Origin of the sequence: Actinomadura sp. NPDC048021, from assembly GCF_040653135.1 — a bacterium.
Taxonomy (GTDB): Bacteria; Actinomycetota; Actinomycetes; order Streptosporangiales; family Streptosporangiaceae; genus Spirillospora; species Spirillospora verrucosospora.
In genome coordinates, this window is sequence record NZ_JBEZJQ010000025.1 from 78,151 (window position 1) to 99,588 (window position 21,438).

General features: G+C 72.1%; 19 protein-coding genes and 1 tRNA gene. 5 read left to right on the forward strand and 15 right to left on the reverse strand.

Annotated elements, in window-relative coordinates; genetic code table 11:
• The first annotated feature begins 16 nt into the window (after positions 1-16).
• Positions 17-856 (forward strand): HAD family hydrolase, encoded by an 840-nt coding sequence (locus tag AB0C87_RS32860; protein ID WP_345178165.1) that lies wholly within the window; start codon positions 17-19, stop codon positions 854-856.
• 79 nt (positions 857-935) lie between these two features.
• On the opposite strand, the gene AB0C87_RS32865 is transcribed toward AB0C87_RS32860, so the two are convergent.
• The 12 genes from AB0C87_RS32865 to AB0C87_RS32920 all read right to left on the reverse strand — a co-directional run bounded on the left by AB0C87_RS32865 (position 936) and on the right by AB0C87_RS32920 (position 15,030).
• Positions 936-1,607, reverse strand: a complete 672-nt coding sequence (locus AB0C87_RS32865) for a shikimate kinase (protein ID WP_345178167.1) — start codon at positions 1,605-1,607, stop codon at positions 936-938.
• Between the two features lie 21 nt (positions 1,608-1,628).
• On the reverse strand, positions 1,629-2,795 hold the full coding sequence (locus AB0C87_RS32870; RefSeq protein WP_345178168.1) for a glycosyltransferase family 4 protein: 1,167 nt from the start codon (positions 2,793-2,795) through the stop codon (positions 1,629-1,631).
• A 14-nt stretch (positions 2,796-2,809) separates the two neighbouring features.
• Complete coding sequence (locus AB0C87_RS32875) at positions 2,810-4,033, reverse strand: arylsulfotransferase family protein (protein WP_353831044.1); 1,224 nt, start codon at positions 4,031-4,033, stop codon at positions 2,810-2,812.
• Positions 4,030-5,010 (reverse strand): glycosyltransferase family A protein, encoded by a 981-nt coding sequence (locus tag AB0C87_RS32880; RefSeq protein WP_345178171.1) that lies wholly within the window; start codon positions 5,008-5,010, stop codon positions 4,030-4,032. The genes AB0C87_RS32875 and AB0C87_RS32880 overlap by 4 nt, the downstream gene beginning before the upstream one ends.
• A complete protein-coding gene (locus AB0C87_RS32885) occupies positions 5,000-6,562 on the reverse strand; it encodes a carbamoyltransferase C-terminal domain-containing protein (protein ID WP_345178173.1) in 1,563 nt (520 codons plus the stop codon). The genes AB0C87_RS32880 and AB0C87_RS32885 overlap by 11 nt, the downstream gene beginning before the upstream one ends.
• An 8-nt stretch (positions 6,563-6,570) precedes the next feature.
• The gene (locus tag AB0C87_RS32890) at positions 6,571-7,335 is read right to left on the reverse strand and encodes a creatininase family protein (RefSeq protein WP_360581092.1); all 765 of its coding nucleotides are present in this window, start codon (positions 7,333-7,335) and stop codon (positions 6,571-6,573) included.
• Positions 7,335-8,405, reverse strand: a complete 1,071-nt coding sequence (locus AB0C87_RS32895) for a radical SAM protein (protein WP_353831045.1) — start codon at positions 8,403-8,405, stop codon at positions 7,335-7,337. Before AB0C87_RS32895 ends, AB0C87_RS32890 begins: the two co-directional genes overlap by 1 nt.
• Complete coding sequence (locus tag AB0C87_RS32900; RefSeq protein WP_360581094.1) at positions 8,398-9,513, reverse strand: radical SAM/SPASM domain-containing protein; 1,116 nt, start codon at positions 9,511-9,513, stop codon at positions 8,398-8,400. Before AB0C87_RS32900 ends, AB0C87_RS32895 begins: the two co-directional genes overlap by 8 nt.
• Before the next feature lie 588 nt (positions 9,514-10,101).
• Complete coding sequence (locus AB0C87_RS32905) at positions 10,102-11,613, reverse strand: RtcB family protein (RefSeq protein ID WP_360581096.1); 1,512 nt, start codon at positions 11,611-11,613, stop codon at positions 10,102-10,104.
• A gap of 212 nt (positions 11,614-11,825) precedes the next feature.
• Positions 11,826-12,749, reverse strand: a complete 924-nt coding sequence (locus AB0C87_RS32910; protein ID WP_345185152.1) for a hypothetical protein — start codon at positions 12,747-12,749, stop codon at positions 11,826-11,828.
• A gap of 493 nt (positions 12,750-13,242) precedes the next feature.
• Positions 13,243-13,318, reverse strand: a tRNA-Glu gene (locus AB0C87_RS32915).
• Between the two features lie 71 nt (positions 13,319-13,389).
• Complete coding sequence (locus AB0C87_RS32920; RefSeq protein WP_360581098.1) at positions 13,390-15,030, reverse strand: metallophosphoesterase; 1,641 nt, start codon at positions 15,028-15,030, stop codon at positions 13,390-13,392.
• 32 nt (positions 15,031-15,062) lie between these two features.
• On the opposite strand from AB0C87_RS32920, the gene AB0C87_RS32925 reads away from it, so the two are divergent.
• A complete protein-coding gene (locus AB0C87_RS32925) occupies positions 15,063-15,404 on the forward strand; it encodes a metallopeptidase family protein (protein ID WP_345185163.1) in 342 nt (113 codons plus the stop codon).
• 95 nt (positions 15,405-15,499) lie between these two features.
• Positions 15,500-16,828, forward strand: a complete 1,329-nt coding sequence (locus AB0C87_RS32930; protein ID WP_345185147.1) for an MFS transporter — start codon at positions 15,500-15,502, stop codon at positions 16,826-16,828.
• Here the strand turns inward: AB0C87_RS32930 and AB0C87_RS32935 are convergent.
• Entirely contained in the window at positions 16,825-17,139 is a 315-nt protein-coding gene (locus tag AB0C87_RS32935) for a PspC domain-containing protein (RefSeq protein ID WP_345185144.1), read from the reverse strand. The genes AB0C87_RS32930 and AB0C87_RS32935 overlap by 4 nt on opposite strands.
• Before the next feature lie 138 nt (positions 17,140-17,277).
• On the opposite strand from AB0C87_RS32935, the gene AB0C87_RS32940 reads away from it, so the two are divergent.
• Complete coding sequence (locus AB0C87_RS32940) at positions 17,278-18,429, forward strand: acyl-CoA dehydrogenase family protein (protein ID WP_353831049.1); 1,152 nt, start codon at positions 17,278-17,280, stop codon at positions 18,427-18,429.
• A gap of 97 nt (positions 18,430-18,526) precedes the next feature.
• On the forward strand, positions 18,527-19,549 hold the full coding sequence (locus AB0C87_RS32945; protein WP_345185137.1) for an aspartate-semialdehyde dehydrogenase: 1,023 nt from the start codon (positions 18,527-18,529) through the stop codon (positions 19,547-19,549).
• On the opposite strand, the gene AB0C87_RS32950 is transcribed toward AB0C87_RS32945, so the two are convergent.
• Both AB0C87_RS32950 and AB0C87_RS32955 read right to left on the reverse strand, forming a co-directional pair.
• On the reverse strand, positions 19,546-19,758 hold the full coding sequence (locus tag AB0C87_RS32950) for a DUF2277 domain-containing protein (RefSeq protein WP_179844599.1): 213 nt from the start codon (positions 19,756-19,758) through the stop codon (positions 19,546-19,548). The genes AB0C87_RS32945 and AB0C87_RS32950 overlap by 4 nt on opposite strands.
• 134 nt (positions 19,759-19,892) lie before the next feature.
• The gene (locus AB0C87_RS32955) at positions 19,893-21,401 is read right to left on the reverse strand and encodes a M28 family peptidase (RefSeq protein ID WP_360581101.1); all 1,509 of its coding nucleotides are present in this window, start codon (positions 21,399-21,401) and stop codon (positions 19,893-19,895) included.
• Between the last annotated feature and the right edge of the window lie 37 nt (positions 21,402-21,438).

Consider the following 21,438-nt stretch of genomic DNA (forward strand, 5'->3'; position numbering starts at 1 on the left):
GGGCTATCGTCGCGGCGTGACGCCTTCGCCCCCGCCTCCGGTCCGCCCGGCCGCGCGTCCGAGACTGATCGCGACCGACCTCGACGGCACGCTGCTGGGGGAGGGCGGCGCCGTCAGCGCCCGCAACGCCGCCGCACTGCGCCGGGCGGCGGGCGCCGGCGCCCGGGTGGTGCTGGTGACCGGGCGGTCGCAGCACCGGCTCGCGGAGGTCTACTCCCAGCTCGGCGCGCGGTACCTGGCGGTCTGCGCCAACGGCGGCGTGGTGTACGACCCGGCGGCGGAGCGGGTGCTCGCCTGCCGGCCGATGGCTCCCGCGCACGTCCGGCGGGTGTGCGCGCTGCTCCGCGAGCGGGTGCCCGAGGTGGTCTTCGCCGCGCACGTGGAGTGCGGCGGCCGGGTTCTGCACGAGCCCGGCTGGCCCCGGAGACGCGGGGCCGCGGCCGCCCCCGCGCCGGCCGTGCCGCCCGACCTGACCGGCGGGCCGGTGGTGAAGCTGCAGGCGCGCGCTCCCGGGCGCGAGCCGGAGTCGTTCGTGGCGCTGGTGGCCGCGACCGTCGGTGATCTGGTCGAGGTGACCCGGCAGGGATACCTCGGCCTGGTCGAGATGAGCCGGCGGGGGGTGACGAAGGGCAGCGCCCTCGCCGCCGTCGCCGGTGAGCTGGCGGTTCCGGCGGAAGACGTCCTGGTGTTCGGCGACATGCCCAACGACGTTCCGATGATGCGGTGGGCCGGGCGGTCGGTCGCCGTGGCCAACGCGCACGCGGAGGTCCTTGCCGCGGCCACGGACGTGACGCTCGCCAACGTCCAGGACGGGGTCGGCGTCTACCTGGAACGCCTGCTGGACGGGCACGCCTGACCGGTGCGGGGGCGCCGGAGGCCGTTGCCGGCGGTCGCGGCCGCCGGGGCCGCGCCTGGGGCGGCCACGTCGCGACCGCCTACTGCTCAAGGCCGAACGCCGCGGAGACTCGCCGGACGAGGTCGTCCTCGGTGACCTCGGGGTCGACCCTGAGGCCCGTCAGATCCAGGTCCCGGGTCTGCTCGGCGAGCCGGTCGGTGAACATGGCGTCGCGCTGGAGCAGGTTCCGCAGGGCGTGCCGCGGATCGCCCGTCTTGGCGACGAACCCCCACGCCGGGCCGCCGCGGCCGTCGAACACCGCCTCGCGGAACGCGGGGGTGGGAAGCAGCCACACGGCGTGGCTCATCTCGGTGAGCAGGGGCCGGACGAGGTCGGGCAGCAGCCGGAAGCCCTCGGCCAGCACCGGGCGGTCGGCGGGAAGGGCGAGAAGGTCGTCGACGATCAGGCCGAACCCCTCGCCCCGGTACCAGTGGAAGGTGTCGAGCATCTCGCGCGGGCTCCTGGCCACCCACCGCTGGTCCATGTCCATGGCCGCGAACTCGCGCAGGTAGGGGGCCTCCTCCGCGGGCATGCGCCGGGCGTGGTCGGGCATCACCGCGTCGGTGTCGTACAGGTGCATCCCGTACCGGTCCGCGATGCGCCGGGCGATGGTGGACTTGCCCGCCCCGCTGCCGCCGCCGATCCAGTAGACGTGCCGCAACCGCTCCCGCGCGACGTCGGGGTGCGTCCCTTCGTTCAGGGCAGAGTGCATTCGTCGGCTCCTCGCGAGTGCCTATCGGCTTGAGGTCTCACCGCTGCTGCGGCGGTCGGCGGTCTGGTAGAGGTCAGCGTACTGACGGGCTATCCGGCTCCAGGCGTACTCGCCGACGCGCGCGTCGGCGGCCGGGCGCAGCTCACCGTGCAGGGCCGCGGCCATGTGCTCCTGGAAGCCCGCGACGTCGTACGGGGACACGGAGGGGACGTCGGGGAAGTCGTTCAGGATCTCCGGCACCTGGTCGGTGACGACCAGAGGGCAGCCGCAGGCGATGGCCTCCAGGGCGACCATGCAGAACGTCTCCAGCAGGTTCGACGGCACGACGGTGACGTCGGCGGCCTGGTAGTACGCGGGCAGCTGCTGGTGGGGGACGAAGGAGTGGAACGACACCGACGCGTCGATGCCGAGCTCCGTGGCGGCGCGTTGCAGGTCCTGCCGGAAGGGGCCGTCGCCGACGACGAGCAGCCTGCCGTTCTCGACCTTCCCGCTGATGCCCGCGAACGCCGACAGCACGGTCTCGACGTTCTTGTCGGCGGCGAGGCGGCCCACATAGAGCACGATCTTGGCGTCGGCGGGCAGGCCCAGCTCGGCGCGTGCGCGGTCGCGGTCGCCCTTGGCGAAGTGCTCCAGATCGATGCCCGGCGGGATGACGGCGGAAGGCGGCAGGCCCGCGTCCGTCAGCGCCCGGGCCTGCGCCTGGCCGATGGCCACGATCCTGGCTCCGGCGCGGATCCGGCTGATGCGCCGGGCCAGCAGCTCGTCCGCGCGCGCGTCGGTTCCGGTGGGCAGCCACCGGCCGACCCGTCCCCAGTGGGTGACGACGATCGGGCCGTCGGCCCGGTCGAGCAGCGCCTCGGCGTCTTCGAGGCCCTGGACGTGGATCACGTCCGCGCCGGCGAACTCCGGCAGCGCCGTGACCGCGGCCAGCCACCGGCGCCGCCGCAGGCGGCGGCCGATCGCGCGCACCCCTCCCGGAGCGGCCGCGATGGCGGTGTCGAGCCAGGTCGGCCAGCGCAGGTAGTGCGGATCGAGGTCGTCGAGGCCCGCGAAGTAGGCCATCCGCGGCCCGCCGACGAACAGGCTCACCTCGGTTCCGAGGGACGGCAGCGCCCGGGCGATCTGGATCATGCCGATCTGACCGCCGGGCACGCCGGACCGGCCGGGGACCCCGCTCTGGCTCCTCATGATCATCAAGGTCTTCACGAAGTCCCCCGCTCACCCGTCCCGGCCGCCGCCGGCGCGCGTCCGGCCGCGTCGCGGGAGAGGACGCCGGCGGGCACGGCCGACATCCGGTAGATGGACACCCGGCCGCGCTCGGCCCCGTACACCTCGACGGGCAGGGACATCTCCCAGCCGACCCGTCCGTCGTCCGTCACCTCGAAGGCGGCGCCGGCGGTGGAGTTCGTGACCAGGACGCCGCCGCCCGGCAGCGGCTCGGCGCCGCCGGCGAGCGGGCAGAAGAACGACTCCGGCGGGGAGGCCGTCCAGCTCCACCCGATGCCGCCGGTGGCCGGGTCCACCGCGACCAGGCGCGAGCGCCGTCTCTCCACGCCGTTGTCGAAGACGAGGATCCGGCCGTCCGGGAGCAGGGTGGGCTGGTGCGGCCTCGACAGTTCGCCGGGCCCCCACCACCAGACCACCCGCTCGTCGGCGAGGCTGATCACCGCTATGGCGTCGAGTTCCCGCATGCAGACCAGCAGGTCGCCCTGCGACCAGAGGCCGGCCGGATGGGGTGGCAGCACTTCGAGGGTGTTGGTGTGCAGGACGTCGCACGGGGACCCGGGCAGGGCGCGCAGGAGCCGCAGGGCGCGGCGCCGCTCTCCCGCGTGGCCTCCCGTCCGCAGGATCGCGCGGGTCTCGGCGGCCACCGCGTCCGGGACGCCGTCGTCGGGGACGGGCCACCCGCGCCTCCGGAACGCGGCGGCGCGCCGCCGGATCTCCGTGTCGATCAGCCGCCGCAGGCCGGGGTCCGTCCGCAGGAGGTCGTACAGCGACGCCTCCCTCGTGACGGCGCCGTCGGCGGAGATCGTCGTGATCAGGTTGTCGAGCACGACGTGGCCGGTCCGGCCGTCGTCCACCCGGCGGGGGGCCTCGCCGAGCACGAGGACGGTGCCGTCGGCGTTGATCGCGAGATCGTGGTGCGCGGCCACGTCGCACGCCCATTCCAGCCGCGAGTCGCGGGTGAGCTTCAGCAGCGCGTGCAGCGGCACGATCGCGAAGAGGCGGCCCGCCTCGTCCATCTCGACGTGGTTCCAGCCGCGCAGGTAGCTGGGCGGGTCGTCCTCCGGGCGGGGCTGGCCGTGGGTGTGGCTCCAGGTGTGCAGGATCGTCCCGTCGCGGTCGACGACGTACGCCGTCGGGACGGGATAGCTCGACGCCGGCGAGAACAGCAGGCCGCGCGGCTCGTCGGACCGCGGGCTCACGCGATCGCCTCCGGCCCCACCGGCGCGGCCGCGGTGAAGAACCGGGCGATGTGGGCGTCGTCGGGCGGCAGCCCCCGGGTGATCCGCTCGTGCAGGTAGCCGAGGATCTCGTCGAACAGCAGGTTCGGCATGCGCCTGCGCCGCGCGATGAGGTCGTCGCGGTACCGCTCCAGCGCCACCAGCCAGGCGCGGTACCCCTCCACGACCGGGTCCGCCACCGGCCACTTGGCGTTGATGTAGTCGCGGGCCAGGGCGAACTTCGACGGCGAGATCAGCTGGGCTCCGGACACCACCCCGCTGGTGTCGGGGATCTGGTGGTACACGGAGGTGATCTCGTCGACGAACGCGACGCGGTAGTCCAGCTCCGCGGTCAGCGCGATCCACAGGTCCCAGTCCTCGCAGACGTCCAGCCGCGGATCGAACCGGACGTCGGTGCGCCGGAAGTTGCGCACGATGACCGAGCCGGTGTGCAGGTAGTTCGCCACCATCAGGAACCGGGGGTCGTAGGGGTAGGCCTTGAGCCGGTACCCGCCGAGGTCGTCCGGGAGGGCGTCCAGCCGCCGCTCGGACACGACGGCGCCCGAGTAGACGAAGTCCGCCTCGCCGCGCCGCAGCGGTTCGCAGCCGGCGGCCAGGTGCGAGGGCAGGAAGACGTCGTCGTCGTCGAGGAACGCGATGTACTCGCCCTGGGCGGCGTCGATGGCGACGTTGCGCGGCACGGACGCCCCGCCCGAGCACCGGTCGAGCTCGATCAGCGTGACGCGCAGCCGCGGCTTCCAGGCGTCGACGAGGTCGCCGACGGACCGGCCGCCGTCGTTGACGACGATCGCCTCGACCGCGTCCCGGTCGTCGGAGAGCCTCCGGGCGGCCGTCATGACGCTGTCCAGCGCCGCGTCCAGCGCGGCGGCCCGGTTCAGGGTGGGGATTATGACGCTGACCAGCGGCTGGGAGCGGGGTGTGCGCGGGTCAGCCGGCATGTCCGCCTCCTGTGGCCGTCCGCGTGTACCAGCGGTCGCCGACGACCATGTCGTCGATGCCGCGGTCCTCGCAGTAGGCGGCGAGGTCCGACATCCGGTTGATGAAACCTCGCCGCAGGTGGTTGAGCGAGGTGTTGCACAGCACGCCCAGCCCGGTGCGGTCGGCGAACGCGCTCAGCAGGCCGTGCAGCGGCGGGTTGCCCGCCGCGGTGACGCTCTGGGCGCGGGCCGAGCCGTCGACGTGGGTCACCGCCGCCAGCCGCGGCGACCGGACGCGCCGGAAGTACAGCATGTACGGGTCGGGGAAGTCCTCGACGAAGGCGTCCGCGAGGTCCTCCTCACGGCAGCACGGCGCGATCGGCCGGTACGGCTCCCGCTGCTTGATCTGGTTGAGCCGGTCCCGGGTCGCCGCCGAGTAGGGCTCGGCCAGCAGCGACCGGTTGCCCAGCGCGCGCGGACCGACCTCCCAGCGTCCCTGCACCCAGGCGACGATCCGGCCCGACGCGAGCGCCGCCGCGAGGGCGCGGTCGTCGAGGGGCCCCTCGTGCCACCGTCCCGGATCGGGGCGGGTGTCGTCGACGAAGTCGAGCCCGGCGTACACCGACCAGTCGATCGGCGTGGTGCGGCCGCGGTGGGCCAGCGCGTCGATCGCGGTCCCGATCGCCGACCCGGAGTCGCTGGTGCACGGCGGAACGAACACCGAGCTGAAATGCCCGAGATCGCGCCACGCCGCGTTCCAGTCGCAGTTGAGCCCGCAGCCGCCCGAGATCCGCAACGGCGTGCCGGCCGGCAGCTCGCGGACCGCGACCTCGGCGAACATGTCGAAGATCCGCTTGGTCAGCAGGGCCGCGGCCGTCTTGGCGGCCTTCGACTGGACGCCGGCGTTGTAGAGCACGGTGTCGGCGAAGTCGGCCTTCGGCGCCGGGTTGACGGCCGGTGCGGCCAGGATGCGGTCGACGGCGGACTCGATGTCGGCGTCGGCGTCCTTCGCGTCGGCGTACGCCGCCAGCGCCATCAGCTTGCCGCTGCCGTCCGTGCGGGGCGTCTGCCCGTGGTCGGGGAACGTCGGGTCGGCCAGCGAGAAGAGGAACGCGTAGCGGTCGCCCGGGTGGGGCAGCACCGGCACGGTGCGCACGACCTGCCAGTCCCGGTCGACCAGGTAGAACGAACCGATCACGCCTTCCCACACCAGGACGGTGCTCAGCTCCTCGTCCCCCGGCGGCGCCATGCCGACGGCGGTCATGAGGTGCGAGCGCTCATGGGACGAGGTGAAGTACTCGACCTCGGAGCCGAAGAAGCGGATCCGGCTGCGCCGCACCGCCGAGACGCCCGAGTAGCCGGCGCCGATCACTCCGCCCGTGCGCGGTTTGGCCCAGCCGCCGAGCGCCACCACGTCCGGCATGCGGTCCAGCCGCTGCGCGGCCTCCAGCAGCGTCGTGGGGGTCAGCGGCGCGTACCGGGGGAACGTGTCCTTCTCCGACTCCAGGCACCACAGCAGCCGGCCGTCCTCGACTACGGCGATGGATCCGTCATGGCCCGGTTTGATCGCCATGATCAGCATTACGGGTGGACCTCCTGCGGGGATTCGCCGAGCTCGCGGGTGACCGCGGCGACAAGGTTGGTGACGATCTCGGTCATCAGCCGTGCGCCGATGGCGGGGCTCGCCGCCGCCGCCCGGTAGACCACGCCGGTCTTGGTCCGCAGATCCTGCGGCACGGGGAGGACGAAGTAGCGCGCCCGGCGGGGGATCTCGTCGTCGGCCAGCAGCTCCTCGCGGACCAGGTGCGGCGCGGCGTGCATCACCAGGCTCGTCTCCACCATGGCCGCGTGGTGGTCGTCATGGCGGGCGACGCCGGTCTCGGCCGCGATGGCGTTGCGGCTCTCCTCGGTCACCACGTCCCACCAGGTGACGGCCATGATCCGGGCCTGCGGCGCGGTGTCGGCGAACAGCTCGGCCGCCTCCCTGAGCGCGCCCAGGTTGACCTTGTGCGAGTCGAGCAGCACGAACCTGCGGGCGCCGTGCCGGTAGGAGGCGCGCAGGATGTCCAGCACCAGAGCGGTGAAGGTCGCGGCCCGCACGTTGGTCACGCCGGGGAACCGGCCGCCGCTGGCCGCGGGATCGGTGGCCAGGCCGTAGGTCAGGGGCGGCAGGACCAGGACGCCGAGCCGCTCCTCCAGCTGCCGGGCGAGGTGGTCGGAGATGATCGTGTCGGCGGAGAGCGGCAGGTGGGGGCCGTGGCCGTCGATCGAACCGATCGGCAGGACGACGATCCGCCGTCCGATCTGGTCGTCGTACTCCTGCCAGGTCATGTCCGCTATGCGCATCAGTGCGTCTCCTCTGTGGAGGGCCCGGCCGGCGCCGCGTGCGTGAGCGCGCCGGGCGCGCCGCCGCGGCGGGTCCGGCCGGCGGCCGCGGGCGCGTCGCGGTCGACCCAGCCGAGGCTGGGGGGCGGCGGTCCGGCCGCGGGGCGGCGCCGCCGCAGGTGAAGGAAGTCCTCCTTGTTGCCGCAGCCGAATCCGGCTCCGCAGGCGGCCCAGGGCTCGCGGGCCGGACGGAGCTCGAACCCCTCGTCGAGGACGTTGCCGATGCGGTCCTTGTCCAGGGCCTGGTAGCGCGAGCACCGGTACACGTCGCCGCGGATGCCGATGTAGAAGTAGTCGTGGCCCGCGCTGCACGTCTCCCCGCGCAGGTCCCGCATCGCGGCCATGTTGAGGTCGAGCAGCTCGGGATGCGCGCCGAGGCGGATCGCGCGGTCGATCCCGTCCTCCGCCCGCTCGCGCAGCACGGGCACCATGGCGCCGAGCTCGGTGTGCACGCCGTGCGGCGTGAGGGGGTCGTAGCCGAGGTCGAGGTTGAACCGCAGGCCCGCGTCCTCGGCGGCGCGCCCGAGATCGACGACCTCCTGCTCGTTGTCGGGGAACAGCAGGCCGTTGACGACGACGAAGCAGCCGTAGCGCTCCTGAGCGAAGCGGGCGTTCGCGATGAACCGCGCCAGCGGGATCTCCGTCGGGTGGTAGGTCACCCACAGTGAGATCTTGCCGATGTCCCCCTCGCGGTCGAGCTGCTCAAGGCGGCGCTTCAGCAGCGACCCATTGGTCAGCAGTTCGACGAAGTCGATGTTCGGACGCGTGCTCAGCCCGGCCGCCTTGGACAGGAACGGCCGCGAGGCGAACGGTTCTCCCAATGTCGCCAGCCGGACCCCGATCTGGAACGGCCGGTCGGCGATCCAGTCCACTATCTTCTCGAAGCGGGACCGGTCCTCGTCGGACCAGTCGCCGGAATTGCTCTTGGCGTAGTCGTTGACGGAAACGCAGTACGCGCACCGGAAATTGCAGAGACGCTGTCCGGAGACGTACCAGATGCGAACGCTGCGGGGAGCGGTCTCCTCAGGCACGGCCCACCCCCCGGTGGCAGCCTTTCACCGGGAAGCTGGCGAGCGGGCGGAACTGCCGGCGGGGAAAGTCGGGCAGCTGGTCATGGCACGTTCGGCAGAGATAGTCGTCGGGCGCGTCGGCGACACCGAAGACCCTGCGGCGCAGCCGGACCGCCGCCTCGCTCGTCATCAGCTCGTGCACGGAGCCGGAGCGGATATTGCCGAACTTCTCGCGCTGGTAGTAGTCGTTGCAGCAGATGAACATGTCGCCGCCGACCGAGAAATGCGCGTGGTTCACCGGCCAGCCGCAGCCCCGCAGCCTGCCCTCGACGCGGACGTCCTGGTGGTAGTCCTCCGCCAGCGATCCCGCCCGGTCCGACAGCAGCGTCGAGCGGACCGCGACGCCGCGCGGCTCGAACCGCGCCCGCAGCTCGCCGAGCCGCCGCCGCGCGTCGTCCCCGCCGCCGTTGACCACCATCTCCATCGGCAGCCCGGCGTCGAGCGCGGCCTCGACGCCGGCCAGCGTCCGCGCGAGTCCCCTGGTGCCCGTCAGGTCGCGGAACGAGTCCTCGTCGAGCGCCGGCAGGTTCACCACGAGCTGGAACAGCGTGTCCCCCTGGCGGAGCAGGGCGACCTTCTCCTCGGTGAGCCTGCTGGCGTTGGTGAACAGGCGCAGCTTCAGCCGGTGCTCGCGCAGGACCGCCAGGCGCTCGGCGAAGAAGCGGTCCAGCGTGGGCTCGTTGTAGAAGTGGAACGTGACGTACCGGATCGTGTCGTACGGAGCGATCTTCTCGATGATCTCCTCGAACAGCGGCATCGGCATCGTCGCCGCCGGCTTGCGGTCGAGTGAGACGGGGCAGAACCCGCAGCCCCAGTTGCAGTGCGCCGTGACCTCGATCTGCGCGGTGGTCAGCAGGTAGTCGGCGCACAGGTCCGCGGGGGGCTGCAGCCAGCCGCGGCCGGCCAGGTCGTCGACGACCGCGGGGCCGTGCGCCGCCGCGAGCACCGGCCGCTCGACGGGCGATGCCGCGGCGTCGTTCAGGGCGTCGAGCGCGGCGGCGTCCCCGTGCCAGACCACGGAACGGTCCAGGCCGATCGCCCCGAACGCGGCCCATTCCGGCGCCGTCACGTCGGGATATGCCGGCGTCAGTTCGTCGATCGCGTAGACGACCGGGCTTTCGTCGCCGGGGCGGACGAATGTCAGATAGGGCGAGGTCTGCAGCAGATCCGAAGTCCGCCGTACGCCCGAGGCGGACGCGGGGGTTGATTGCTCAATTCGAGGGGATAATCCATCCGTTCGCAGGTCAGACCCATTCACTCGGGCGCCTCCCAGTTGCCGATGGCTTCAGGTGGTCACACACAAGCGTCATACGGCGGGCGCGGTTCGACATAAACCGCCGCCCGCGGCGGGAGCATCTGGGTGATCTTGACCTAACTTCCCGTGGATTTCAACCCCTTGTCCGCCGGGCGGCTACGGGTTGACGGCGAACGGGGAGGTCGCGCGTATGGAGCGGCGCTCCGCCACTTTTCGGACGGTCGATTAACCGGCCGCCCAGGCTTCCATTCGCCGATGGCGTATCAAGGCTGATCTTTCAACTATTCCGGTGAAGGCGGCCGGCTCGAAAGGGGCGGGCGGCCCGCGGGAAAGGGCGGGCGGCCTGCGGGAAAGGGGCGGGACCGGCATCGTCCGCCAGGACGGCCGGCCCCGCCCGGCGAGTCATCCCTTGACGGTCAGTAGCGGCCGCAGCTCGACCACCGGGTCCGCGACGCCGGCCCGTTCGAGGCTGGACACGACCGGGCCGATGTCCTTGTACACCCACGGCGCCTCCTGCTTGAGGTCGCGCCGCCAGGCGGCCATGACGTCCGCGCGGCGGGTGACCGCGGGGTCGCGGTGGTCGAGGGGCGTGACCACGCGGAACCCGGTGAGGAACGCGTCGAGTTCGGCGTCGCCGGCCCGGGACGCCGCGCCGCGCGGAACGCGGCGGCCGGCGCCGTGGCACGCGCTGGCCAGCGTCCGCGGGTCGCCGCGCCCCCGCAGCACGTAGCTGGCCGCCCCCATCGACCCGGGCACGATGACCGGCTCGCCCCACATCGCGTACGGCCCGCCCGCCGTGTCGGCGTACCCGCCCGCGGGCGTCGCGCCCTTGCGGTGCACGACCGACCCGTCGTCGTGCCGCCACAGCAGGTTGTGCGGGGCGTCGTAGACCAGGTCGCCGGTGAGGTCGCCGCACTCCGCGGCGAGGCCCTGGCGCAGCATGAGCGAGAGGAAGAACCGGTTGCCGACCGCGAAGTTGGCGGCGTTGCCGAACGCGTCGAGGTAGCGCCGCAGCGCGGCCTCGTTCCGCTCGCCGAGCAGGATGGGAAGGATCTTGTTGTCCGGCAGCGGGACGGACGCGGGCCACGCCTTCCTCGCCCGCTCCAGGCCGTCGGCGTTCGCCTGGTGCCCCAGCGACAGCGAGCCGCTGTGCACCATCAGCACGACCTGCCCGGGCTCGAACCCCCAGGCGTAGGCGGCCTGCCGGTCGTGGACCGACGCGACGTACTGCAGTTCGGCGAAGTGGTTGCCGCCGCCGACGCTGCCGATGATGCTGTCGTAGCTGGTCCCGCCCGCACTGTCGATCCAGTCGCGGAACGGCTCGGCGGTCGTGACCGGGTACCGCTCGCCGTGGATCCGGCCCGGCCGCCCGTCCTCGGGCCGGTACTGCGACCAGATGCCGCTCGCGGGATCTCCCGGCGCCGCGAGCAGGCCGGGCAGCCCGTCGCGCAGCAGGGCCTCGCGCTGGAGCCCCGACAGCGCGATCCGCCGGCCGCCCTCGAAGAACAGGTGCCGCAGCCGCCCTTCCAGCGCGTCCAGCCGGGGACGGACCTGGTCGACGGTGAGCGAGGTCGTCTCCAGGCGCATGCCGCAGTTGATGTCGTTGCCGACCGCCTGCGGGATCAGCGCGCCGCTGGTCCGCAGCACGGTGCCGATGGGGATCCCGGCGCCCTTGTGGAGGTCCGGGGTGAGCGCGACGCGGTCGATGACCGCGCCCGGGTGCCCGGTCGCGTCGGCGAGCCGCGCCAGGGTGCCGGCGGTTTCGAGCACGGTGAGGATCTCGTCGATGGCGCTGGGCTCTATCGGCACGTCGGCGCCGGCGCAGATCTCGACGGGGATGTCCCACCGGTTGGGGAGACGGAGCCAGCCGTCGTCCATGCGGACGAGGCGGGAATCCTGCGGGGACGCGGTCATGGGCTTTCCTTGGTGGCTGCTGGATTTCGGCATGGGTCTCAGACGTGATCGTCCAGAGCGGACGCACGGGACATCGCTCCGTGGGCGATGGACTCCCCGAGGTTCAGCAGCCGCGAGGTGGGACGAACATTAGCCGGGCCCGGCGGCCCGGCCAACCGGATTAGTCCGGCGGCACGCGAACGGCGGGGAGGCAGAGCCTCCCCGCCGCCGGGTCACTCAGAGCCGTCCTGACGACTCTGGATCACCGCCGCTCCTAAGGAGGCGACGAGGATCAGGCCGATCGCCGCCAGTCCCAGGGGGCCGGGGGCGGTGTGCGCCGCGACCATCCCCAGGAACGTTCCGAGGAGGGTTCGCAGCGGGGAGAGCATCACGGTCGTGGACGCGAGAAGCCCCCTGTCGAAGGCCCACACCATGACGACTCCGTTGAGAAGCGAGAGGACCATCCCGCTGCACGCGCAGATCAGCAGATACAGCCAGTAGCCGTCGGTGATGCCGGCCCAGTCGCTCTCGAACGCCAGCGCGCCCAGCCCGAGGACGACGAAGCAGGGGATGCCGGCGAGAGTGTTGATCTTCCCGCGGACATCCTTGCCGAAGACCTCCATCTTCCTGCTGTAGTAGGCGTAGGTGGCCGCGGTGAGGAACAGGGTTCCGAGTCCCAGCCCCCAGTCCGGAACGAGCAGGCCCAGCACCTGGATCCGCGGTATCGCGTCGGTGAAGGCTCGCCCGCCCGCGCCGCCGGCCGTGTCGGCGGACAGGAGCCAGATACCGAGCCCGGCCAGGACCGGCCACATGGCGGTCGAGTACCTCCCGCTCCTGGCGTCCCGCACGACCCTGGGGCCGATCAGGAAGATGGCACTGAACAGGAACGAGAGCGGCTGGAGGAGTTGCAACTGAACCCACCGCAAGCCGTTCTGGTAGGCCAGGTTGTTCACCCCCATGCTGAGGCCCAGCAGGAGGGACGGCATCCATACGGACCAGCGGCTTCGCAGCGACGGTCTGAAGAACACCCACATGACCGGCGTTCCGAAGAACACGGAGACGCAGGCCGCCGTCAGCGGCCCGACACTCTTGGTCACGCCCGTCAGCGCCAGGATGAAGCCGTTGGCGACACCCGCCGCGCTCGCGATCATGACCATCGCGAGCATTCCTTTGTCCGCAGCCCGGAGATCGCTCGACAGCGTCTCCAGGTATCTGCGGACGCCTGCGAGCAAAACTCGCGGGCGCCATTTCTTTTCCACCGGAACCCCTTTGTTTGTTGGGGCGCACAAAGGGATCCCGGAGGCGTTGGCCCCGGCCCTTCGTGCGCCCGCTTCCACGGACGACTGAAGAGCCGAGACGGCTTTTTCAGTTTTTATTTCGCGGCGATCTTATCAGGCGAGTGGAAGGGGGAACGGAACCGTTTCCGTCCGAGAGGCCGCTCCGCCTCGTGCCGCCAGGGGCCGGGCGAACGCCGCCCGGGTGAACACGCCCCGGGTGCTCCGCGGCCGGTGCAGGGGATCGCCGGAGGGGTCCTCGACGCCGATCTGAAGGGGCGGTGGAGGGCTGGGACCCCATGCGACTACGGAGTGCCATCGGAGGCGTCACGGGAAGTGACGACCTGGACGGCTAATGATCATGCAGCAGTGTGGGTGGTACCCCCTACCGGATTCGAACCGGCGCTACCGCCTTGAAAGGGCGGCGTCCTAGGCCGCTAGACGAAGGGGGCCCGTGGTGGCGGACTTGGTCGCCACTCGACTCGCCAAGTCTAGAGGACGCGGCGGGGCGGCGTGCAAACGGTTACCTCGGAGAGGTGGTGCGCGACGGGGTGACGGTCGGGGACGGGGTGCGGGACGGCCAGTCGGACGGGAACTCCGAGGGGAACGGGGACGTCGGGGACGCGGGCGGGGACGCGGCCGGGGGCTGGGGCGTGACGGGGCGGTCCGGGGCGGGTTCGAGGTGGCGTTCGATCTGGGCGGACGTGAGGCCGAGGCCGCCGAGGCGCAGGTCGTCCCAGCCCTGGAGGCGGTGGCTGGCACGGCTGAAGTAGAGGACGGACAGCTCGATGGGGGTGGGCTCCTCGTGTTCGAGGCCGCGCAGGCCGGCGCCGCCGGTGGAGCCCTGGACGAACAGGCGGGTGCCGGTGGGCAGGAGCTTGGTCGAGCGGGTGTGGGTGTGGCCCGCGAGGACCATGGGGGCGACGCCGGAGAAGCCTTCGCCCTCGGTGGGGTCGTGGGTGACGACGAGGTCGGGGAGCCTGCCCGCCTTGCGGAGCTCGTCGGCGTGCCTGAGGCCCTCGGCGCGGAGCTGGTCGGCGCCGACGTAGTCGTCGCGGGTGCTCTTGTCGGGGGTGAAGCGGGGGTCGCCGAGGCCGTACACGCGCAGGCCCGCGACCTCGCGGGTCTCACCGTCCAGGACGATGGCGTTCTTCTCCCGCCCGACGGCCTTCTGGGTGACCTTGGAGTCGTGGTTGCCGCGGACGTAGACGTAGGGGACCTTCAGGCCGGAGATCTCGTCGGCGAACTTGTCCTCGGGCTTGCTGCCGTGGTCCATCAGGTCGCCGCTGTCGATGATGAGGTCGACCTTGAACTGGGTGCTGACGGACTTGATCACGTTCCAGGCGGCGGGGTTGAGGTGGATGTCGGAGACGTGCAGGACGCGGATGGTGGAGGGGTCGGGCTCGTAGGTGGGGAGGGTGGAGGTGGTGGCGTACAGCTCGGAGACGTTGCCGACGAGGCGGGCGAGCTGGGCGCGGTAGGCGGAGAAGCGCTCGACGATGCTGCGGGCGTCGCCGACGACCTGGGGGGCGTTGGCGAGCAGGCCGGTGTAGCGGGGCTCGGCGATGGACTGGGGGTTGAACGTCCCCCAGGTGATGAGGGTGAGGGCGACGAGGCCGGCGGCGGCGGAGCCCAGGCCGAGCAGGGCGCGCCGCCAGGAGCGGAAGAGGGCCAGGGACGCGACGAAGCTCGTGGCCAGGCCGATGAGGACGGCGCGCAGGAGGAGCTCGGCGAGGCCGTGCCGGAGCTGGCCGGCGATCTGGTCGGTCAGGCGGTCGACCTCGGTGTCGTCCTCGATCAGCTTCTTGGCCTGGTCGGGGCGCAGGTCGGTGAGGCGGGCCTCCAGGGAGACCGGGCCCCCGTGGGTGTCGAGGCGGAGGGAGCCGAGCGGGGGCAGCTTCAGGGTCGTCCCGCCGTGCAGGGACGGGTGCAGGGTGAGCTGGACGTCCGCGGGGCCGACGGGGGTGACGTAGCTGCCGCCGGCGAGGAGGCCGAGATAGCCTCCGGCGAGGCCGACGACGATGACGAGGGAGAACCGCGTCCAGCGGCTGGTGAGGACGGGCCGGGCGCGGCGGGTGACGGGCGAGCAGGCGGCGCGGGCGCGCGCGGCCTGTGCGCGCACGGCGGCGAGGGCCTGGGTCGACGCGGCGCGGACCTTGGGCACGTGTTCCCCTTCTGTCGAGCAGAATGACCAGTGTGATGGAGTTGTCGCGAGAGGCGTTCGAGGACCTCGTGGCGGAGGCTCTCGACAGTGTGCCGCCGGAGCTGACCGCCCACATGCGCAATGTCGTCATCGTCGTGGAGGACGACGCGCCCGAGCGCGGCCTTCTCGGCCTGTACCAGGGCATCCCCCTCACCGAGCGGGGCGACTGGTACGGGGCCGTCCTGCCCGATCACATATCGATCTACCGCCACGAGATCCTCCGGATCTGCGACACCGCGGAGGACGTTGTGGAAGAAGTCCGGATAACAGTCGTACACGAGATCGCGCACCACTTCGGGATCAGCGACGAGCGACTGCACGAACTCGGATATTGATCAGGGAAATGCGCACTGTAGGTCACGCGACTGCCACGCAGCGTGAGTTAATAGGGGAGGGCGCCCGGCACCGGGCGGGCTGAACTGGAGCGTGCGTGGCGGGAAGGCAGACCGGCCGGCATCGTCGTCCGCCGGATGAGCAGGCGACCTACCGCGAGGTGTTCGCGGTGGGCGAGTTCCGCGCTCTCTGGCTCGCGCAGGCCCTGTCGTTCGTCGGCGACCAGCTCGCGCAGGTCGCGCTGGCCGTGCTCGTGTACGACCACACCAGGTCGACGCTGCTCACGGCGCTGATGTACGCGCTGACCTACATCCCGCCGATCGTGGGCGGGCCGGTGCTGTCCGGCCTCGCCGACCTGTTCCCGCGCCGGACGGTCATGGTCGTCTGCGACGTCCTGCGGGCCGGGCTGGTGGCGGTGATGGCGCTCGTGCCGATGCCGGTCGCGGGGCTCGCGGGGCTGGTGTTCCTGACGGTGCTGCTGGGGACGCCGTTCTCCGCCGCGCGCGCCGCGGTCATGCCGGACGTGCTGGAAGGCGACCGATATGTGGCGGGCTCGGCGATCGCGAGCGTCACCCAGCAGATCACGCAGGTCCTGGGCTTCCTCCTGGGCGGCGCGGCCGTCGCCGTCGTCGGGACTTACGAGGCCCTCGGGCTGGACGCGCTGACGTTCGGCGCGTCCGCCGTCGTGCTGATCGGCGGGCTGCGGCGGCGGCCCGCGCAGCGGAGCAGGGAGCCCCAGTCGCTCGGGCTGTGGCGGGGGACGCGCGACGGCGTGCGGCTGGTGTTCGGCGATCCTGTGCTGCGGTCGCTGGTGCTGTTCGCGTGGCTGTGCGCGTTCTACGTGATCCCCGAGGGCCTGGCCGTCCCGTACGCGGCGACGTTCGGGGGCGGGGCGGTGACGGCCGGGCTGCTGCTGGCGGCGATGCCGGCGGGCATGGTGGTGGGGTCGCTGCTGTTCAGCCGGTTCGTCCGTCCGGCGAGCCGGCTCCACGTCATGGGCTGGATGTCGATGCTGGCGTGCCTGCCGCTGATCGGCGCGGGCGCGCATCCGCCGCTGTGGTGCGTCGTCGTGCTGTGGGCGCTGTCGGGCGTCGGCGGCGCCTACCAGCTCGCCGCCAACACCGCGTTCGTGGGGGCGGTGCCCGCGTCGGGGCGGGGGCAGGCGTTCGGGCTCGCCCAGTCCGGCATCCTCGCCGGTCAGGGCGTCGGCATCCTCGTCGGCGGCGCCGCCGCCCAGGTGCTGGGGCCGGAGACGGTGGTGGCGCTCGCGGGCGTCCTCGGCCTGTCGGCCGCCGCGATCCTCACCCTGGGCTGGAACCAGGTCCGCGGCGGCGTCGTCGCCGGGACGCGCGAGCACGTCGAACCCGTCGTCGTCACCCCCTCCGCCGGGGGCGGCGACGAGCTGTCCGGCATCCCGGCGTCCTAGGCGTGGGTGCGGTTCTTGTTGACCGCGTCCTTCGTCTTCTGCACCGCGTCCTGGACGGTCGGGGAGTCGCTCGCCTTCTTGAACAGGTCCTCGGCGACCGACTTCTGCGCGCCCTCCTCGGGGATGAGGAGCCACGCGATCGCGTAGAGCGCGACGCCGGCGCCGCCGAAGATCGTGAAGATGGCCAGGCCGAGCCGGAGGATGTTGGGGTCGACGCCGAGGAACCGGCCCGCGCCGGAGCACACCCCGGCGACCATGCGTCCCTCGTGCGTGCGGCGGAGTTGCCTGCCCGTGGTCTTGTCCATGTCCATGCCTCGATCATGCCCAGCGAAAGGTAACTCTGACATCCGGATTCGCCCTGATTCATCCCTGATCGCACCCCTGCCCGGTCAGGGTCGGCCCAGCGACGTACCCTCGTCGCGGACGGCCCCGGACGGAGGAGACCCCGCATGGACGTGCTGCGCGTAGACGACCGGCTCACCGACGAGGAGCGGATGGTCCGCGACACCGTGCGCGCCTTCGTGGCGGAGAAGGTGGCGCCGCACCTGGCGGCCTGGTTCGAGGACGGGACGTTCCCCGCGCGCGAGCTGGCCCCCGAGCTGGGCAAGCTGGGCCTGCTCGGCATGCACCTGGAGGGCTACGGCTGCGCCGGGACGAGCGCCGTCGCCTACGGGGTGGCGTGCCGGGAGCTGGAGGCGGCCGACTCGGGGCTGCGCAGCTTCGTGTCCGTCCAGGGCTCGCTGGCGATGGCGGCGATCCACAAGTACGGCTCGGAGGACCAGAAGAACGAGTGGCTGCCGAGGATGGCCGCGGGGGAGGCGATCGGCTGCTTCGGGCTGACCGAGCCCGACCGCGGCTCCGACCCCGGCGACATGCTCACCCGCGCCGTCCGGGACGGCGCCGGCTGGGTGCTGGACGGCGCCAAGATGTGGATCACCAACGGTTCGATCGCCGACGTCGCGGTGGTGTGGGCGCGCACCGACGACGGGATCCGCGGCTTCCTCGTCCCCAAGGGCACTCCGGGGTTCACCACGAGCGACATCCACCGCAAGCTGTCGCTGCGGGCATCGGTCACCTCCGAGCTGGTGCTGGACGGCGTGCGCCTGCCGGAGTCGGCGATGCTGCCCGGAGTGAAGGGCCTGAAGGGCCCGCTCGGCTGCCTCTCGGAGGCCCGGTACGGGATCCTGTGGGGCGCGGTCGGGGCCGGGCGGTCCTGCTACGAGGCGGCCGTCGACTACGCCAAGACCCGCGTGCAGTTCGGCAAGCCGATCGGGTCGTTCCAGCTCACGCAGGAGAAGCTCGCCTGGATGGAGGTCGCCCTCGGCCAGGCGGGCCTCGTCGCCCTGCACGTCGGGCGGCTGAAGGACGAGGGGAACGCGACCCCGCAGCAGGTCTCGTTCGGCAAGCTCGCGAACGTCCGCGCCGCGCTGGACGTGGCCCGGGAGGCCCGCACCGTCCTCGGCGCCAACGGGATCACGCTCGAATACCCGGTGATCCGGCACATGAACAACCTGGAGAGCGTCCTGACCTACGAGGGCACCCAGGAGGTTCACCTGCTGACCCTCGGGAAGGCCGTCACCGGGCTGGACGCCTTCCGTTAAGCAGTGCTCGACCCCTCCGCGTAGGGTTAATCACTGGACGTCCTGTATCCGACCTGGGCAGACTCGCCCGGTCAAGCGATCTACACGAGGGAGCGGCATGAGAGTCGGCATCGTCGGGGCCACCGGACAGGTCGGGGCCAAGATGCTCGAGATCCTGGCCGAACGAGGATTTCCGGTCGACGAGCTGCGGCTCTTCGCCTCCGCGCGGTCCGCGGGCCGCAGGCTCCCGTGGAACGGCGGCGAGGTCACCGTCGAGGACGCGGCGGCCGCCGACTACACCGGGCTCGACATCGTGCTGTTCTCCGCGGGCAAGACCACGTCCAAGGAACTGGCGCCGAAGGTCGCCGCCGCCGGAGCCGTCGTGATCGACAACTCCTCGGGCTGGCGGATGGACCCGGACGTCCCGCTGGTCGTCGCGGAGGTCAACCCGCACGCCGCGAGGCAGCGCCCGAAGGGCATCATCGCCAACCCGAACTGCACCACGATGGCCGCGATGCCGGTGCTGCGCCCCCTGCACGCCGAGGCCGGGCTGACCGCCCTCGTCGTCTCCACCTACCAGGCCGTCTCCGGCAGCGGCCTCGCCGGCGTCGCCGAGCTGCACGACCAGGCCGCCAAGACCGTCCAGACCGCCGACCGGCTGACCCACGCCGGGACGGCCGTGGAGTTCCCCGAGCCGTCGGTCTACGTGCGCCCGATCGCGTTCAACGTGCTCCCCATGGCGGGCTCGATCGTCGACGACGGCCTCGCCGAGACCGACGAGGAGCAGAAGCTCCGCAACGAGAGCCGCAAGATCCTTGAGCTTCCGGACCTGAAGGTGTCGGGCACCTGCGTGCGCGTCCCCGTGTTCACCGGCCACTCCCTGCAGGTCAACGCCCGCTTCGAGCGCCCGCTCAGCCCCGAGCGCGCCAGCGAGCTGCTGGCGGGGGCGCCCGGCGTCGTCCTCTCGGACGTCCCGACGCCGCTCCAGGCCGCCGGCCAGGACCCCACCTACGTGGGCCGCATCCGCCGCGACGAGACCGTCGAGAACGGCCTCGCCCTGTTCTGCTCCGGCGACAACCTGCGCAAGGGCGCGGCCCTCAACACCGTCCAGATCGCCGAACTGGTCGCCGCCGAGGGCTAACGGCGCCCCCGCACCTCCAGGGTTTCGAGAAGGGCGGCGGTGCTCCGCGCGATCTCCTCCACGGCCCGGTCGAACGCCTCCGCGTTATGCGAGGCGGGCGCCCGGAACCCGGAGATCTTGCGCACATACTGGAGCGCCGCCGCCCGCACGTCCTCGTCGGTGACGTCGTCGGAGTACGGCGGTCGAAGCGTTTTAATACTGCGGCACATGACTCAAGTCTGCCCCGCCCCACCGACAACCCGCACCGTGCCGCCAGGCAGGCGAGGCGATTCCGTCGCTGTGCCCTCCCCCGCCGGGCCCGAGGCCAGGCGGAGGAGGGCACTGCGATCGACACAGCCTGCGGCTACTTGGTGATCTTGATGGTGTCGAGGCCGGCCTCGATGAGGCTGCCGGTTCCGTTGTCGGCGGCCTCGGCGACGATGCGGACGGTCTGGCCGGCGTAGGCGGAGACGTCCGCGGTCTGCGTCTGCCAGGAGCCGGCGCGGTTGGCCGCCGCTCCGGCCTGGTCGAGGACGGTCGTGGAGCCGTTCGGCCCGACCACCCGTACCCGCAGGTAGTCGACGGTGGAGCTGTTGTTCAGGTGGGCGAGGTACCAGGAGAACGACAGCGTCTTCGAGCCGGCGGGCAGCGCGATCGCGGGCGACTGGACGGTGGTGGTGCCGCCGTCGAGGTCGTAGGTCCCGGCGTCGGTTCCGGCGGCCGCGCCCGTCACGAGGGCGCCGCTGCCGCCCGCGGCGGCGAGCTGCAGGTTGGTGCCGGAGTAGCTGGTCGGCTGCGGGGTGCCCCGCTCCCAGCGGCCCGCGGTGGCGGTGTCGGTGCCGTTCGGGTTGGTCGTCCAGCCGGTGCCCGATTCGAGGTCGTCGGTGAAGACGGTGTCGCCGGGCGGTTCCGTGGTGCCCCCGTCGCCGCCGAGCGTCCAGACGGCGTGGGCGATGGCGTCGGCGTTGCGGTCGAGGGCGGTGTCGTCGATGTTGGACGTGGTGTCGCAGGACGAGTGGTAGCAGCGGTCGAACGCGACGCCGGCCTGGCCGCCCCACAGCTGCGCCTGCTGCGTCGTCTTGCGTCCCTCGGCGCCGGTGAACAGGCCTCCGGCGGCGATCCCGTACCGGATGAACGGCCCGTAGTCGGAGCGTCCGTCGAACGCGGTGTCCTGGACGGGCACGTTGATCGACTGGAAGTAGGCGCGCAGCGTCTGCTCGATCTCGGCGGATCCGGCGGGGCCGCCGCTGCCGCTGGAGCCGTCGCCGTCGTAGGCGAAGTAGCCCGGGTTGGGGGAGCCGACCATGTCGAAGTTCAGATAGCCCTTGATCTTCGACCGCTCGGTGGAGGCGAGGTTGTTGACGTAGTTGGTGGAGCCGACGAGGCCGAGCTCCTCGGCGCCCCACCAGCCGAACCGCAGGTGCCGCTTGGGCGCGTACTTCTCGCGGGCGATGGTGAGGGCGATCTCCAGGTTCGCGGCCGAGCCGGAGCCGTTGTCGTTGATGCCGGGCCCGGCCGTGACGCTGTCGAGGTGCGCGCCGGTCATCAGGACGTTGTTCGTGTCGCCGCCCGGCCAGTCGGCGATGAGGTTGTAGCCGGTGGAGCCGTTGTAGGTGAACGACTGGACGCTGGTCTGGTAGCCGGCGGCGTCCAGCCTGCCCTTCACGTAGTCGATCGAGGCGCGGAAGCCGGGGCGGCCGTGGGCGCGGTTGCCGCCGTTGGCGGTGGCGATGCTCTGCAGCTGGGACAGGTGCGCCTTGACGTTGGCGAGCGAGATGTCGGGGGCGGCCAGCGGGGCGGGCGCGGCCGCGGCGCCGGACGGGGCGAGCAGGGCCGACGCCGCGAGGGCCGCCGCGCCCAAGCTCGCGATCATGCGCGATCTCATGCGTTCCTCCAGGTAGGGCGCGGCC